We start from the raw sequence: 16,699 nt of genomic DNA, 5'->3' as shown, positions 1-16,699 counted from the left end.
ATTGAGGAAAGTGCCATGACGATGTCCGCCGGTCCTCAAGGCACTAAAGGCGAGATGGAGCAAGATGCGGTCCATTGCACTTGGACTCAGCAGCGAAACTAGCGAGAGATCATCAGCAGCCATTGGCAGTCATTGTTAGTAGATACTCACCCTGGACAAATAGAAGCCTACGCCGGCGATTAAAGCCTTGGCAAAGGGAGGTAGCCTCTCGTTTTTAAGGGCACAATGTCGGATAGAAATGGGTTTAGGGGCATTTGCAAAAGGGGGTCTGACCCCTTTTTTATGAATGTCTGTAGCAGATTTAGATCGGTCGCCGCGCCTTGCTTAAACATAAAATCGTACTTCCCCCCAGAAGCTCTTCTTTAGTTGACTACCGCTACCGCCTCTTGAGTACAGTTAGCTCGATCACAAGTTTCGGAATTTCTGGGCATTCGGGCGTTCAGTCCCTAGGGGGTCAGACCCCTTTTCTGAGTTCAATTCGCATTGAAGATTAACCAAATGTTCACCTCTAAATGCAAATCGAAAATCTGTTAAAAACCAGGCTGATTTAGCTGATCTCTTGTAAAAAAGAGTGAAAAAAGAATGGTCAAGGAGAGAATCCTAACTTACTGCTCTTGAGAGATTATCAGCTAGATCGCTTAATGTGAATACAGTGTCTCACCCCTTGTGTGAGTGGAGTGGTAAAAGCATCAATCTGCTCCAAAACCCCATCGAATTCTTGCAAGGCAATTTGCAGTACATCAGCTTCTTCGGCAGTCCATTGACCGCGGTAAAGAATGGCTAGGCCACCAGGCCGTAACAAGGGCAGGGCATATCGGGCGCAGCGATCGGCAGGACCCACAGCGCGAACCAGTGCCAGGTCATAGGCACCTTGCTTCTGTTTACCAATCGCCTCAGCCCGGCCTACCAAAGTGTGGCAATTGGCAAGGCCAACTTGCTGCAGCAGAGTTTCCAGAAAAGCAATCTTCTTTTGAGTCGCATCAAGGAGCGTGACCAGCCAGTCGGGATGGGCCACAGCAACTGGCAGACCGGGAAAGCCAGCTCCAGTCCCAATGTCAATTACCCGCTGTGCCCCTAGTTCCTGCAAGGGCGCAATGCCCCGCAAAGAGTCCCAAAGGTGCTTTTCCCAAAAGTCCTCCGGTGCAGTGATGCGGGTTAAGTTCAGGTGCTGATTGGCTGTGAGTACCTCAGCGTAAATCTGCTCAAACTGCAATTGCTGACCAGCATCAGGTTGCCAACCTAAGGTTGCCTGCCAACGCTCTGGCCAGCTAGGAAGTGGAGGGAGTTCCTGATTCATAGGGCGGTCTGTAGAGGCTTGCCTTGGACCATTCATCCTACAGCGCAGCTAACCTCTCGCCTTAAAAATCTTGCTCCAGTAATTGCCCCAGCAAGGTTGAAAGGTTGAGCAGAGATTAGCAGCCCAAGCTGGTCTTGCAGCCTGGGCCAGCCCCAGCATTGAGTAGTATCAGTCTTGATTAAATACCCGAACTAATACCCGAAAGTTGCAAGCCCCAGTCCTAACCCGTCCCAGTCCTACCAGTCCTTGCGGCGAGCGAATTCCTCTAGAACGTCCATCAGGCTAACCAGTCCCTGCATGGGCAGTAGGTTCAGGAGAGGGACTTCGTGGCGACCGCCGCCAATTTTCACGGGTATCTCGCCGAGGATGCGGTTGACTTGATCCTCAGTGGGCACTTTGCCGTCGGCGATCAGTGGGTAGAGCCGCTCGGCTAATGGCTTGTGTAAATGAGCATTGTTGAGCTGCAAATGCCATTTAGCGATATCCATGTAAACACGGTCGCCAATTTCTGCCGCCAATAGCTCGATTCGGGGGGCAAGGTTTGAACTAGCCATAAAAGCACACCTCAATCAGGCAGGGAAGATGGATCCGAGGTGTTGTAGCGTACTAGGAAGAAGAGCCACACGGCATGTCCCAGCAACACTACTGCCCATGTACCTGTGAGCCAGGGGGTCCAGGCCCAATCCTCTTGTCCCAAGATGCGGAAAAACCAGGCCCCAGAATTGCAGGCTGCAAAAAGGGCTACATGTACAGCAAAGTTAATTCGGTCTGCCAGCTTACGGTAAGCTGGGTCGTTAATGTCAGGTTCTCGGGGCCAGCGGGGGGGCATGGGCAACGTCATGTCAGCAATACCCCTAGTGTAGGTCACTAGACCTATGCCCCCGGAATCCCTCCTTAGACCCAACTCCTGTCGATTCTTCCAGACTGAAGATTGGCTCCGCTGGTTGTCTCTGCTACAGGGAGGCCAACGAAACCTTATAATCAGGAACGGTTTTTAACAGGATTTCTAAAACAAGTAGAGGCTGTATGGTGAACGACCGGCTATTGCGAGCAGCACGGGGGGAGGCCCTCGATCGGCCCCCTGTGTGGATGATGCGGCAGGCAGGTCGCTTCATGAAGGTCTATCGAGAACTACGGCAGAAGTATCCGTCTTTCCGGGAACGCTCGGAGAATCCTGACCTGGCGGTTGAAATCTCGTTGCAACCCTTTCGCGCCTTCAAGCCCGATGGCGTGATCATGTTCTCCGATATCCTCACGCCATTACCAGGCATGGGTATTCCCTTCGACATCGTCGAGAGCAAGGGGCCCATGTTTGAAGACCCGATCCGGACTCGAGCCCAGATCGAGGCATTGACACCGCTAGATCCTGAAGCCTCACTCCCCTTCGTGCGCAAAATTCTGAGCACGCTGCGTCAGGAAGTGGATGGTCAGGCTACTGTGTTGGGCTTTGTTGGTGCTCCCTGGACCCTGGCTGCCTACGCCGTTGAGGGCAAAAGCTCCAAGGATTACAGCATTGTCAAGGGCATGGCGTTCCGTGAGCCTGAACTGCTGCATCAGTTGCTCAGCAAGCTGGCTGACGCGATTGCCACTTACGTCAAGTACCAGATCGACTGTGGTGCTCAAGTGGTGCAGCTGTTTGATAGCTGGGCGGGCCGTCTCAACCCGATTGACTATGAAACCTTCGCGCTGCCCTACGAGCAGCAGATTGTCCGTCAGGTGAAGGCAACTCACCCGGATACGCCGTTGATTCTCTATATCAACGACAGTGCTGGTATTTTGGACCGCATGCCTAAATCCGGTGTGGACATCATCAGCGTAGACTGGACCCTAGACATGGCAGAAGCTCGTCAGCGCTTAGGCAAGGTTGCAGTTCAAGGCAACCTCGATCCCTGTGTGTTGTATGGAACCAAAGAGCTAATTCGCGAACGCACTCTAGATGTCATTCGCAAAGCTGGCAACCGGGGCCACATCATGAATTTGGGGCATGGCATTCTGCCGACCACGCCCGAAGAGAATGCTGCCTTCTTCTTTGAAACTGTGAAGCAGGCCGATCACTTGCTAGCTGCCCACCCTTAGATGCCAGAGCGCGACACAACCCCGACTCGAATAGCTGACGAGCCCAAGCGCGTTTTTGTGACTGGAGCCAGTGGCTGTGTCGGCCACTACTTGGCGGAGTGCCTGATCCAGGAGACTGATTACGATCTGTTCTTCCTGGTTCGTAATCCGGCTAAGTTGCGAGTAGATTGCAACGCCCGTCCGGGGATCACGGTGCTGGAGGGCGATCTGCATCAGATTGAGCAGTTCGGCTCTTTCCTGAAGACGATAGATTATGTGATTCATACAGCCACAGCTTGGGGAGGGGCGCAAGAAGTTTTCGACATCAATGTGGTCAAAACCTTGCGCCTGTTCGAGCTACTCGACCCTCAACGCTGCGAGAAAATTATCTATTTCTCGACGGCGAGCCTATTGGATCGCAACAACAAACTGCTCCCGGCAGCAGGGCAGATTGGCAACGATTACATGCGCACCAAATACACCTGTTTGAGCCGTTTGTCGTCGCTGCCGATCGCCTCACGAATCACCACAGTATTTCCCACGATGCTATTTGGGGGTGAGGGCAACAAACCTTATTCCCACATTTCTGCTGGTATCCCCGAAGTGTTGCGCTGGATCGGGTTGATTCGCTTCCTTAAAATGGATGCGAGCTTTCACTTTGTGCATGCTCAGGATGTTGCCCGCATCGTGACTCATTTGTTGAGTCTGCCGCAGACAGAGCACGAGCAATGGCTTACCTTAGGCAGCGACCGTACTTCTCTCAATGGCTGTATTGAAGAGATCTGTGCCTATTTGGGCAAACGGGTTTATTTACGCGTAGATCTCACACCCGCTTTGATCAATCTAATTATCGTTCTGTTTCGGATTCAGGTTGGTCCCTGGGAACGTTTCTGTTTGGACTATCGCCACTTTACTTATAAGGTGGTCAGTCCGGCTAGTTTTGGCTTACCCACCTACTGTGGCTCCATCACTGACTTACTGAAGATTCACCGAATTCCACCTGCTCGTCGCCTGCATTAGTCCTAACCCATACCCTAGCTGGCTCTAATCTCCAACTCCTTCTGAAGGGCTTGAAGAGTGCGCAAAGAGTACATTACAGGGTACTGCTGCTGGTTGTTAGCTTTTCTAGAATAAGGCGTAATGGGGCAAGAGCTTCTGGAGACGCTTGTAACTACCTGCAACTAACAGACAGTTATCAACAGGCAGCCAATAATACCAATTCCCTAAACGAGAGTGACAAATCAGAACCCCACCGCCTACGGCACCTCCCCTTGGCAAGGAGAGGTTGGGAGGGGTCGATGTGTAGCGATTAAAAAGTGAGTTGGTAGAACCGCCGATGCCTCTGAAACCGCTATGGGAATCTTTGATCATGAGTCAGCACAAAATTGGTTCTATTAGCCTTGTTAAGACAGTTGCAAAGACTGGAACTGCGGCCCTCTTGCTCTTGGTTGCAGTAGAAATGTCCATGCCTAAGGCGCAGGCACAAACGCAAACTAGCGGCCAGTTGATGAACGTGGGACCGAACTCCCACAACAACATGCAACAGCAGCTTAGCAACCAGAATATGCAGCTCAACAACCAGCTAAACCATCAAACCAACCAGCAAACTAATCATCAAACCAATCAGCAAACGAATAGCCAGGCCAACAGCCAAACAGTGCGAGTGGGTAATCAGACAAATAGTACAGCCGTGTCCAACAACATTCATTTACCCATCGCTGCTCCCTCTCCGGCTTACCCCAATACAGAAAATGACTTTGGTTTGAATCTTTCGGCGGCAATTAACCCAGTCAATGCAGAAAATACAATGCTGTACTTTGGTGTTGTTTATCAACCTGGACGTACGGCTGACCATCAAGCCAGAATGCAGCGCATTCGCCAGGAGACTAGCTACCTGGAGGCCAACCGTCAAGTGCGTTTAGCGGAATTAAGGCTGCTGGAAAGCCAACTTGCTGAGACCGAAGCTCGACTGCACAATTTACAGCAACAGCCCGCAACCACGGCACCCGTTACGCCCACAGCCAGACCCGTCAAGCAAATTCAATCTCCCATCGCTCTAGGTGGAACTAGTCGTACTGCAATCAGCCCTGCAACGGAGTCAACAACGGAGTCAACAACGGAGTCAACGAGCGACTACTCCGTCTTCCCAGAGGACTGGTTTCAGCCCCGCCTAACTACCTCGGTCGTCAGTCAGGTTCGCTAGGATACAGGTGTCTTTTTTTAGTTGAATTTTGCAAACTCAACCCCATGAGCTGCATTCCGACAGTTGAATCGCGGTTGTTGGTCCTAGAGATTCAATACCGAAAATTCAATACAATGTCGGCATGGAGACTCAACCATCTCTGATCGTTGATGAGCAGGCTATCAGCTTGAGACAGGCCCTCAAGTATTTGCAAGCAGCTGGCAAATTAGGTCCTGTCATTGGTGACATTCTGCGTCAACATGTTCTGGAGCAGGAACTGAAAGCGCGAGCAGATTTAGCACCCAGCGATACCAGTCTAGAGCAGGCGGTGATTGACTTCCGGCTGGAGCAAGACCTGAACGAACCAGATCGCTTCCAGGCTTGGCTAACGGATAATGGCCTGGAAGAAGCAGAGTTTCGTCAGCAAATTGCTTTTGACCTCCAACTCGACCAACTCAAAGTGCAGGTCACCGCAGACTTATTGCCAGAGTATTTTGTGGCTCGCCAGCTGTTTTTAGATCAGGTCGTGCTTTCGCGCATTATCGTCAATAATCGCGAATTGGCTGAAGAATTACGTCGCCAACTTGAGGCAGGAGCTCGATTTGAACAGCTCGCTCTAGACCATTCGCTTAGCGATGACGCAGTGACCAATGGCATGATGGGACCGGTCAGCCGAGGGGCTTTACCGGATGAGTTTCGAGCTTTAGTAGATGCGGCTGAACCCGGAACAATCCTTGGTCCTATAGAGCTTGAAGGAGATTGGGGATTGTTTCGAGTCGAGCGCTTTTTGCCTGCCTCCTTAGCCGATCCTCAACTGCAACAGGCTCTAGAAAATGAATTGTTTGAGCAATGGTTGGCTGAGAAACTACAAAATCTGGCAGTCAAATTTCAAATCGATGAGTGATAGCAACCGGCCTGCTTGCTAACCATTGGCTAGCAAGCAGGCCGGTTGGTCCCTTAATCAACTCTGACGCGGAAGCGAATAAAGCCGAAGTTTGCTCCACCCTGGTTAGGAACATCACCCAGGTTTACTAAAATTGCGCCGTTGGGGTTGTTGCTGTTGGGACAGGGGGATCCTACCGGGTTGAGACGAGGCACAAAGCGGCCTGCGTCGCTGTCAGCATTGCTGGTCAGTACTGTATTGGTCCCAGCTCGATTCAATTGAATTTCACCACCGGCAGGTCCATTGGTGAGATAGGTCGTGCCTGTAGGAATGGGATCGCATAGATTCACCCCTGGCGATGGGCTAGCCCCATCTGAGAGGAAATAGATTGTGTACTCAATCTGATCGCCAGAGCTGAGGGAATTAGCATCTCCGACCGAGAATGCTCCGGCTAAACCTGGGGTTGGCAGTTGCGACCAGCCTGGCGCGTTGTCATCAGGGTCAGAGGCATCCTCGTTGAGCCCGTTAAAAGCAATCCGACGATTCTCACGAAAGACAGCAGTCACCCGCTTCACCAGGCGGAAACGGGGCGGCCCAGGTGCAGCCACCACTAGCAACGTGGGGTCATCATCGCCGGTGCCGGGCAAGTTGCCCTGGTTAATACCGTCATCCAAGAGCTGAGCAATGTCACCCGTGTTGGTTAAAGCATCAGTTAAGGAGGGGCTAACCGGTCCATCGGAAGTCGCGCTGGCCTGGTTGATCACTTGGACACCTGAGCCAGCGGTGACCACTGCCCGGAAGCGAATCACCACCCGTCCGCCACCTGCCGCCAAAGTGCCACGTGTGCTTGGACTGGTGAGGTTGGGGTCGCTAGTGCCGTTGTAGTTGGCATTCGCCTGCACTGTGGTACCCGTGCCAAAGGCCTCATAGCTGTAGCTTCCAGCCACAAACTGCAAGAGATTCGTGTTTAAGGGATCAGTGATCAGGACATTGTTGACTGCGGTGTTGGTGGTGTTGATGTAGACGACGGTGTACTCCACGATGTCGCCAGTGGTCAGAGAGCCACTGTTATCAACATCAGTAAACAAGCGTACTGATTTGAGCCCGGTTGGTGACACTGGGCTGGCAATAACCACCGCCTCGTCAATTGCACTTTCTGTGCGGTTAGTGCCGCCGCTGTTGTCCTGATCCACTGGGTCAGCTACGTCGTTAGGGCGCTGCACAGTGGCCGTGTTGATAAGGCGGCCAGAACTGGGAATAGCAGAGACCAAGCCGGTAATTGTGTAAACAACAGCACTGCCGTTGTTGAGTCGGACTGTGGAATTAAGCGTATTGCCATTAATCGTGGCGTTCAAACAGGCGGCGCTGCCCTGAGGACCTTGGGGTGTGCAAGATACTAGGCGCACCCCTGTCACTTCCGGTGGAATGGTGTCAGTAACGGTCACGCCATTGACATTACTGGGGCCATTGTTCCTAACCGTGATCGTGTAGGTGATATTGGTGCCAACGGTCACTGGGTTTGGACTGTGAGTCTTGCTGATAACCAAGTCAGCCGCTGCAATTACCAAGTTGCCCTGTAAAGGAATTGGCGTAGAAGGTAGGTAAGTCCAGGTGTCAATGCCTTTACGATCGCCAAAGCCCTCCCCTGTGCCATTGCCATAGGCGTGAACATTGCCGCTTGAACTGTTGCCGCCCTGCAATAGGCTTAGCGGATTGGGCGGGCCACCTCCGGTTGCCAACCCCGCGTCATTGTAGTAAACCCGGTCGGCATCCGCTCCTAGAGGGCTGGTCCGCTGAATAATCAGGCCTCCAGACCCCTCAGAGTCGAGGAGGGGAAAGTGGGCTTCCCCAGCATTGATCGTGACCTGGGCACCGAAACCTGCTGTGCCTGCTGGGACTGGGTTGCCCTGTCCATCTCGCCCATCCCATTCCACTAAGATGTTGCCTGGTTGGGCGGTGCCAGTCAAAATTCGATCAATTGGATCGCGATAGGAACCATTGCGATTGATATCGATGCTGATCGTGTAGCTTCCCGGTGTGGGGTTGGGGTTCAGGAAGCTAAAGGTGCCCCGTAGTGGCACACTACCAGTCTGTCCTGGGGTGCCCTCAATGCCTCTAAACAAAAAGTTTGTAGGGGCTAAAGGGAGGATTGGAAAAGTTGAAAACCCGTTGATCGCGGCAACAGCTAGTGGATCGGGTTGATTAAAGAAAATTTTGTTCGTCGCGTTGCCCGGCTGATCCGGGGCTGCTGGGCTTTGGAAAGTTGCCCCAGCTGGAGCATCTAAATTGATCGAGCGGTACAAACCGTTGTTATTGGCATCAATGAAGCCCCGGTTGTTTGAGAAGAAAATGGCCCCATCCGGGTCGAGGTTATTGGTATTGACCCGGTAAGTAAAGCCATCCCTGGTTTGAATGAACAGGTTGGAGTTAATCTGAGCCCCTGGTCCGTTGGCACCGGTGTAAAGCGCCAGGTAGTTAGAGAAGACACGGCCTGGCCGAGGCGTGCCATTACTAAAAACTGTGATGTCCCATAAAGCAACGCCATTGCGCTGGCTGGTGTTGAAGTTGCCAGGAACGTCATTGATTTGCCGAGTAGGAGTCCCATTGCCGACCGCATTCGGTCCGGCAGGACCATAAAAGGCAACCTGGTAGATGCCAGCCGTCGGAGCCGTGTAAGTGCAGGGAGTATAGCCGCCAGCTGCGGGTAGGGGACCGGCCAGTTCTTGAGCGCGACTGGTGATCAGGCCCTGTCCCGGCTGCTGACGTCGGCAGTCTAGAACCACTTGAGCGTTATCGAAGCTGGTACTGGGGGCAAATACGACCGCGTTGCCACCATTGCCAATGCCCACGGCACTGGAACCTAGATTGATGACTTCTCCAGCTTGCGCAAAAACTTGCAGAATCGTCCGCCGGGGCACACCAGACGTCGGTTCTCTAGGACGCCATTCGGTCAAAGGCCTAGCCCCTCCTCCCGAAACAATTTCCCGACTGCCTTCGGCCTGGGCGGGTTGAGCCCATTGGCTCCAAGCCCACGCCACCAGCAGCAGACTGCCTATCCAGCTCAGATGGCGAAGCCGAAAGCCAGCGACGATGAAGAAAGGTTGGAGAAACGAGTTCACAGCTTGCCTGTTACTAAATTAAGGATGCACAGTGGACACAAAGCGGAGCGTCAGGACTGGCCTAGCGAGAGCCCGCTGGTTCTATCTGCAAATCTTCTTCTTGAACAATGGGCTCGATGCCCCTAAAGTCTCGGAATAAGAATTCGACGCGTCGGTTACGGGCATAGTCCACCCGGTTGGTCCCTCGGTTGAGCAATTGCGATTCGCCCAACGCCCGGATGGTCATGCGTTCTGGGGTGATGCCCTGACGCAGCAGATAGTTTCTCACAGCTAAGGCTCGACGGTTAGACAAATCAAGGTTGTAGGCATAGCTGGCTCTAGGATCGGTATGGCCTTGCAACTCAACCAGGATGGTGGGGTTATCGCGCAGAACAGCAGCAATCCGGTCGAGCACCTGGGCTGTAACAGGACTGATCGTGGCCTGATCAAGCGCGAAGTGGACATTGCGGGGCACACGGATCTCTACGGGCGCGGGCGGTAGCTCAGGAGGAGCCGCTGTTGGTGGGGCTGGCGGGGTTGTGCACTGCGGGAGAACCGGCCTGGACTGGCTTGGCTGAGCAGGGGCCACATTGACATTGGCTTCTGCGCTACCTGCTGTACCAATGGCACCAACTGAGGAATAGGGGGCAGGTTCAGAGGTGCCATAGCGAGGATCGGTAGCCACAGCGCTGAAGCGGTCCCCGGCCTGCAGTGGCAGCGTGGCACTAAAGCGCCCTTGGGCATCGGCAACTGCGGTTGCTAGAGGTTCGCTCAGAGGCGCATAGGAATTGGCCGACTCAAGCACCCGGTAAAGCTCGACTTGAGAGCCTGGATCGGCAGTCCCCTGCACTTGGAGGGGGGCAGATCCGATCTTCAGGAATTCGCGGGCCAGAAACTGCGGCGCGTTGATCGCGGCATTACCTGTGTCCTTGCGTCGATTAGGGCTATTGCGGCGTGGATTGGGACCATCCCCGCGTTGGTAAGCCTGCACCTCGGTATTGAATTGCGCGACCAAGTCAATGCTGAGCCCTTCCAAGGCCGAAAAACGGTTGGCTTGAATGAGATTGCGTTCGCTCTGGGGATAGGCGGCTACAACAACCCCCGGACCGACTTGGTCACTGATCTGGTTATTGACAACTTGATGATCGTTGCCCATTAGATAAACTGCGGCTCGGCGCAAGCGTCTGCCATTGAAGGTGATGCGGTTCTCACGGATCTGCACCGAGCCCTGCGGTTTGAACAGAAACACGCCGCTGCCATCGTTGCCGCAAATCAAATTGCCAGTCAGCTGGGAGCCATCAACCACACCTTCTAAGCGAATAGCATCAGGCATGCCAGCGATGCCATTGCCGACGATGATGTTTTCGCTAACCCGTAAGTTATCAGCGCGCACCGAGGTAATAATGGCGCTGCCCTCATGGTCAGCGATGCGATTGCGGCGGATTTGGGTGCCCGAGCTATTGAACACCGAAACGCCGAAGGCCGAAGTTTTCTCCGGCATGCTGCCATCTGGACGAATACCCAGCCAGTTATTCTCAATCAACACATTCTGTGGCGGACGGTCGCGCTCATAAAAGGGAGCGTCGTCATTGGGCGGTTGCTGTTGGCTTGTGTTGGGCGGTGGCAGGCGATGGGCAATAAAAATATCAGCGGGTGGCGTGCTCTCGGTGTCGCGGTGGCGAGAAGTAAATCCGTACAGACTCAAGCCGCGAATCGTGATGTTATCAGCGACAACGCTGAGCCCTCGAAACACTTCGGCTTCTGCTGCGGGAGTCAGAGCGACGACTGGAATGGGAATGGCGATTTCAGCCGTGGCAGACTTTGTAGCGTCGTAGCCCGGTTGGGTGGTGCCATCAACTACGAGTCCGGGTTGGTCAAGCTCAGGCAAAACCTCGGTGAGCTGGATTGTGGTTTGGTCGGGTGGCAAGCTGAATTCGATACGCCCGCCCACCTCACCCGAATTGCCATTGGAATTGCCATTGAAATTGACACCCGATTCGAGCGGTTGGACCTGCGTTTTTTCTGCTGCACTTAATTGTTCTACGGCCAGGGTGCCATTCACAATCTCGATCGCTTCACGCAAGGTGAGTGCATCATTAGCTTGGACTGGGCCATCCTGATTGCTATTGACAACGACTCGTAAGGGTGGCTGCGACGGTGGAGAATCTGCCCAGGCTGCAAGCGTTAAAGCCGAGCCAATGCAGGCAACCGCGAGGGGAAAGTAGATGCGCTTCATGGTGTTTCACCCGTAGGGGCGCTGACCTGAGTAACCTGCGATTCCTGTTGCTGTCGAGGGGCAACTCGTTGCAGACCAAAGCCATTGAACAGTTCGTTGAGCTTAACGGTGAGCGTGACGTAAGGACCCGAATCGGAACGGGAATCGAACTCGCGGTCGCTTACCCGACCGAAACTATAACCTGCTGCCAACCTTAAATTGGGCGTGAGATAGTAGCCTGTTTCCAGCACAAAGCCTAACTCGTTATAGTCAGTGGAGTTCTGACTAATCCAGCGCACTTCACCCGCTAAGTCCATGTTGTAACTCAATTGATAAGCAGTTCGGAATTGAGCCAGAGAGACAAAGCCGTTGTTGCTGAAGTTGCGGGCAAAATCAGTAGTGCTACTGCGCAAAGCATACTTGCCATAAAATTCCCACTGCCAATTAGGGGCATAGATGGCTTCTAAGGCGAAGGTATGGTCTTGAGAACCTGTGCCATTACCAAACAGTAGAGTGTCAGGAATGACTGAAGGATTCTTGCGATATTCGTAGCGCAACAAGGCGTTAAAGCGGTCGCTTTGAAGATCACGATAAGCTAAGCCCAAGCGCACACTACTTGTGTCACCCAAGCCAGTGAGCAGTTGGTTCGATGAATTAGCTTGCTGATAGCGCAGTAGCGCGGTTAAGGACGGTGAAACCTTGCCAGTGACCGCTGCCGAAATCACCGTATTATCGTCATCACCATCGGAGCGATGCTCATAGCGGGCACTGGCTTGAAGGGCAGGGTTATCGGTGTATTCAAAGCCGACGCTATAGCTATGGCCAGAACGCAAACCCAACGAGGCAGCACTTTGGCTGACTGCATAAGGTTGAGGGTAACGATCACCAGCGGCAGTGCGGCCAAAGACATCGCCAAACAAGCGCTCATAGGTCAAGTTAATCCTCAGGCCTGGTGCAATCGTCCAGCGGTGATTTAAGCCAACCGCCCCCTGCATAGTTGTGCCATTGGCCCCTCCCAACAGCGAGTAACGCCCAGTCATTTTGGTGTCTTCTGAAAAGCTGTGTTCCAGAATCGTATCCAGGCTAGTAACTGAGTAACGGGCGAAGCGACCCTCCGTATAAAACTGGTGATTGAGCTGCACACTCACACCGGGCATTACCGCCCAGTTCAGGCCCACTACAGTGCGGTCAGGATAGAGCGGATCGCTCTCGCCCAAGTTCAATTCGTTCTGAGCTCTGAAGCTGAGATTTTGAAGAATGGGAATGGTTAAGCGAGAAACTAACTGGCTGGCGTTGCCATCTAGATCGTCATCTCCGATGCGATCTTCCCGGTCGCGATTCACCCAGTTCAAGCTCAATTCAGCAGCGCCGAATCTTTGCTGAATGCCAGCACTAATCGTGGTTAGAGTATTGTCAACCCGGCTGCCAGGTCGAGGCTCTATACCTGGATTGAACAGATCATTAAAGGTCGTGCGCTCTAGTGAGGAAATACCGTAATTACTTTCGCGGTCATAGAGAGCTTCGAAGGTTGTACTCGGGCCGATCCGAGCATTAACAGAGGCTCCGTAACGAGTTTGACCTGGCGTAAAACTGATAGTCGCGTTGTTGCTAAAGTCTTCGTCGACATCCCGGTAATACAGCCGACCCCGCAGGTCTTGACTGAGGGCTGCATTCAGTTCAAACCGATAGGCCGTACCCGTAATATCGCCTCGATAAACTGAGTCATTGCGAGAACGAGCCACTTCAGCAATAAACTGCGAGTTCTCACCCAAAGGAATCAACGTATCGAAGCCGTACAGCTCAAAGTTGCGGTCCCCTTGGTTATCGCGCAGATAGCTAATGCCGGCCCAACTTTCGCGATTAAACTCTTGAGAGAAGTTGTATTGCAGGCGACCTGCATAGAGATCAGTACCGGTATTGCCCCGTCCTTCGTATTGATAGGTGGCAACGATCCGACGGACTAAAGTCGTTCCGAATGGGTCAAATTCAGTGGCTAGAATCGGACGGCGGAACAGGATAGTGCCTCGGTCATAGTCAATATCGTAGTCAACGCCGCGGCTGAAGGTTTTGCGCTCAAGGACCGTGCCGGGACGATTGATTTCTTCAATCTCTAGGAAAACATTTTCACTGCCTTCAACTAGCAGCCGACGCGAGAGAAAGTAATAGCCACTCGTGCCATCGGGCGCGATCGTGTCGCGCTGGAACCCCTCAACGTTATTGCCGTAGAGAACCGAGGCTTGAAAGTTGCCCAGATTGTAATTGAGTTTGAACCCGTGCAGTTGACGCGTGGTGGCACTAAACAGTTGCGAGGCTCTAGCAAACTCCTCCGTGTTGTAGTCTCCCCACATCGCATAGTCTGGTTCGGCACCAGGCACAGGCGAAGTTCGTTCTAAACGGACATAAACACTGTCAATCGAAGGCGTTAAATAATCGACTGTCGAGCTATCGCCATAAACAGGGTATTGCTGATCGCAAAACTGCAGATCGCGAAACAGCCGTGTTTCGTTATCGCAAGTTTGATTCAGCGGACGCTGGTTGTTCCAAGCCCCTGTGAATAACCATTCACCAAGACGACCGGTGGCGAAAACTGCCGCATTAAAGTCAACCTGAGTGCCGTCATCTAGTAGCTCAGGATTTAAGAAATCGCGGAAACCCCGGTAGAAATCGCTGCCCGAGTTACCAATGCGCAAACTGAGCGAGCCGCTGACCAATGACGTACGTAAGTTGGTGACGAACTCTACCTGAGTTTCGGCTTCGATTTGGTCTTGGTTTTGGTTTTGGTTTTGCTGTTCTTGCCTTCGCTGTTCTTGCCCCTGCTTGGGATCTAAGCTGGCACGAACTCGGACTTTCTGGGCTTCTAAAGTGGATTGCAACTGGGCGGTGAACTCGCCCTGCCTTGCTATGACTTGAAAACCAGGTCGGTCTGTATCCTGATCCGCTCCTATGAATTTGCCAGCGCTGGTTGTGAGTGTGACCAGCGTATCTTGTAAAATCCGGGCGCCACTGGCGTCACTGAGCTGACCCTGAAGTGTAAGCGTCGAGCGGCCATCGGCAGGGATTTGGGGGGCATTGGCGGCAAAAAGTTCTAAGCGCGGCGCCGTATTTTTGACCGTTACCGTCACATTAGTGGCTGGACCATCCGGCAATGCCCGAACCCGCAATACATTCTCGCCAGTCTCTAATGGAATGCGGGGCCAGCTTTGAATGACCAGATTCTGAGCGTCATCTTGAGCTTCGTCCTGCACTACTTGGTTAGGCAGGGATGGATCCAAAGGCTTTTGATTAACAGTGACTTCTACCTGTGTGGCGGCAGGATAGCGAATCACCAGATTCGTTGCGGCTTCGCTAACTTCGGAGGTTTGGGGGCTGAGAATGCTCACCCCACCAGCTTGCGCCACAACCGTTCTGGTTTCACTCGTTTCGGGTTCATTGATCCCGACTTCACTCGCTTTAGTTTCATTGGCCCACACTGCTGGAACAGTGCCTAAAAGTGCCAATGGTGTGGATGCAAAAAACAGCAGATAGAAAATAAAAGTTGGCGATGCTGGGGGAAATTTCATTGAGGACGTTGACCTTCCCCAAAGGTGGGCGTAACGGCAAAATTCATGCGAGCCAAGCCTCCTGGTGACAGACGGACCAGCCGAGATTGGCTATTACGCTCGATGCGATACAAATTGGGTGCCAAGGTATAACCCGGTAGGCTGCTCAGGTCCAGTGTCCCTGTGCGGCTACCGGCGATGACATTGGCTAGAGAAAATAGCCCGTTGGGATCGGTAGTAATGCGATTTCCGTCATCCATAAAAATCACAGCGTTAGGTACGCCCGCTTCACCGGGTTGCTGTTCGCCATCAAAGTTTTTATCAACAAAAACTCGACCAATTAAGGTGCCACACTCTGACAAAATTCCTGAACGAATGCGCAATAAATGGCTTACAGGACCGGTTGGAACTTCTCTCCCATTAGGAGTTTTGCCTACCACTGAAGCGGCGTTCCGTCCTGTCCCTCGAATGGCATCTGGAGTGACTACAGCGGCATATACCACGTTCAGAATTTGCTGCGGTTCCAGACTATCAGCGTAGGTAATTCTGACTGTGCGTCCTGAGGCATTGGCTTGAAGCTGATTAACTGGGGTTGTTGTATTGCCTCTAGTGACAGAACCTTGTAGAGACCGAGAGACAAAACTTAAGCCCAGAGGCAAAACATCAGTAATTGTAAAATCGCGCAGCGCAACTAGACCCGTATTGCGAATGGCGAGCCGGTAAAGAACGGTATCCCCTGGCTCTGCCGCCGCCCGGTCGCCCACCTTGACGATTTCTAGAGATGCGTTGCTAACTCTAATCGGAGTTGTCACCTCGTTGGAGTCAACGGGCGGGATATTGGTGCCCGTGAACCCAGCCCGAGCTGAGTTGCGAATGGCGTCTTGAGCGGTGGCCGGAATAGTTGGTTCAATTGCATAACCGATCACCAACGCAGCTAGAAGCCAACAAAATCGTTCCAGGAAGTCCGCTCGAACTCTCATACCCTAATAAGCCCCAGGAAATGCCCCCAGCAATGCTGAAGCCATCGGTTGTGCCGATACTAAAAAACCTGAAAAATTAAATCAGGAAATTTACGGAGAGTATAGCAAACTAAGGGACAATGGCAAGTAATTGTTAACGCAGCGTCTAAGCAGCTTTTACGGAGGCTTAACTCAAGGTTTGAGAGCTCGATCAGCTGTAGCCCTACAGCTAGCTGCCAAATCCTTACTCATGACATCACGAAAGAAAATTGGAGTGAGCAAAATTACATCAGGTTGTGTTTGACTCAGCCCCCTTTATTCATGTGCCGTCATTAACATTGCTTTAACTGCAAAATGCAGTGATGAACTGGCATAGTCACGCTTGCCAACTATGGCAGTTGGCTATGACAATTGCACTCAAAATCAGTGCCTTGACATTACTTCGACAGTTCCGATTTTGGTTGGTTCGCC

The 16,699-nt window shown here is 52.7% G+C and carries 11 protein-coding genes; 4 read left to right on the top strand and 7 right to left on the bottom strand.

Annotation, left to right across the window (positions count from 1 at the left end):
• Nucleotides 1–625 precede the first annotated feature (625 nt).
• From rsmG to H6F94_RS12065, 3 genes are all read right to left on the bottom strand, one after another.
• Nucleotides 626–1,297 (bottom strand): 16S rRNA (guanine(527)-N(7))-methyltransferase RsmG, encoded by a 672-nt coding sequence (gene rsmG, locus H6F94_RS12075; protein WP_190802499.1) that lies wholly within the window; start codon nucleotides 1,295–1,297, stop codon nucleotides 626–628.
• Between the two features lie 236 nt (nucleotides 1,298–1,533).
• Nucleotides 1,534–1,851: a DUF3181 family protein gene (locus H6F94_RS12070; protein ID WP_190802498.1), complete on the bottom strand. Its 318-nt coding sequence runs from the start codon at nucleotides 1,849–1,851 to the stop codon at nucleotides 1,534–1,536.
• 11 nt (nucleotides 1,852–1,862) lie between these two features.
• Nucleotides 1,863–2,126, bottom strand: a complete 264-nt coding sequence (locus tag H6F94_RS12065; protein ID WP_190802497.1) for a 2TM domain-containing protein — start codon at nucleotides 2,124–2,126, stop codon at nucleotides 1,863–1,865.
• Nucleotides 2,127–2,323: 197 nt separating this feature from the next.
• Between H6F94_RS12065 and hemE the strand changes: the two genes are divergently transcribed.
• From hemE to H6F94_RS12045, 4 genes are all read left to right on the top strand, one after another.
• Entirely contained in the window at nucleotides 2,324–3,373 is a 1,050-nt protein-coding gene (gene hemE / locus H6F94_RS12060; RefSeq protein WP_190802496.1) for a uroporphyrinogen decarboxylase, read from the top strand.
• Complete coding sequence (locus H6F94_RS12055; protein ID WP_190802495.1) at nucleotides 3,374–4,372, top strand: NAD-dependent epimerase/dehydratase family protein; 999 nt, start codon at nucleotides 3,374–3,376, stop codon at nucleotides 4,370–4,372. It begins immediately after the preceding gene.
• 349 nt (nucleotides 4,373–4,721) lie between these two features.
• Nucleotides 4,722–5,555 carry a hypothetical protein gene (locus H6F94_RS12050; protein WP_190802494.1) on the top strand — a complete coding sequence of 278 codons (834 nt, stop codon included), beginning with the start codon at nucleotides 4,722–4,724 and terminating at the stop codon, nucleotides 5,553–5,555.
• 121 nt (nucleotides 5,556–5,676) lie between these two features.
• Nucleotides 5,677–6,438: a peptidylprolyl isomerase gene (locus H6F94_RS12045; RefSeq protein WP_190802493.1), complete on the top strand. Its 762-nt coding sequence runs from the start codon at nucleotides 5,677–5,679 to the stop codon at nucleotides 6,436–6,438.
• A gap of 53 nt (nucleotides 6,439–6,491) precedes the next feature.
• Here the strand turns inward: H6F94_RS12045 and H6F94_RS33245 are convergent, their stop codons facing one another.
• The 4 genes from H6F94_RS33245 to H6F94_RS12025 form a co-directional block, all read right to left on the bottom strand.
• Complete coding sequence (locus H6F94_RS33245; RefSeq protein WP_190802492.1) at nucleotides 6,492–9,536, bottom strand: DUF11 domain-containing protein; 3,045 nt, start codon at nucleotides 9,534–9,536, stop codon at nucleotides 6,492–6,494.
• Between the two features lie 61 nt (nucleotides 9,537–9,597).
• Nucleotides 9,598–11,751 carry an OmpA family protein gene (locus H6F94_RS12035; RefSeq protein WP_190802491.1) on the bottom strand — a complete coding sequence of 718 codons (2,154 nt, stop codon included), beginning with the start codon at nucleotides 11,749–11,751 and terminating at the stop codon, nucleotides 9,598–9,600.
• The gene (locus H6F94_RS12030; protein WP_190802490.1) at nucleotides 11,748–15,290 is read right to left on the bottom strand and encodes a TonB-dependent receptor; all 3,543 of its coding nucleotides are present in this window, start codon (nucleotides 15,288–15,290) and stop codon (nucleotides 11,748–11,750) included. Before H6F94_RS12030 ends, H6F94_RS12035 begins: the two co-directional genes overlap by 4 nt.
• Nucleotides 15,287–16,249 (bottom strand): DUF11 domain-containing protein, encoded by a 963-nt coding sequence (locus tag H6F94_RS12025; protein WP_190802489.1) that lies wholly within the window; start codon nucleotides 16,247–16,249, stop codon nucleotides 15,287–15,289. The genes H6F94_RS12030 and H6F94_RS12025 overlap by 4 nt, the downstream gene beginning before the upstream one ends.
• Nucleotides 16,250–16,699: the final 450 nt, after the last annotated feature.

Origin of the sequence: Leptolyngbya sp. FACHB-261, assembly GCF_014696065.1 — a bacterium.
In the GTDB taxonomy this organism is placed as follows: Bacteria; Cyanobacteriota; Cyanobacteriia; order FACHB-261; family FACHB-261; genus FACHB-261.
The sequence above is the reverse complement of the archived record's forward strand: the minus strand, read 5'-3'. Positions and strand labels throughout refer to the sequence as shown.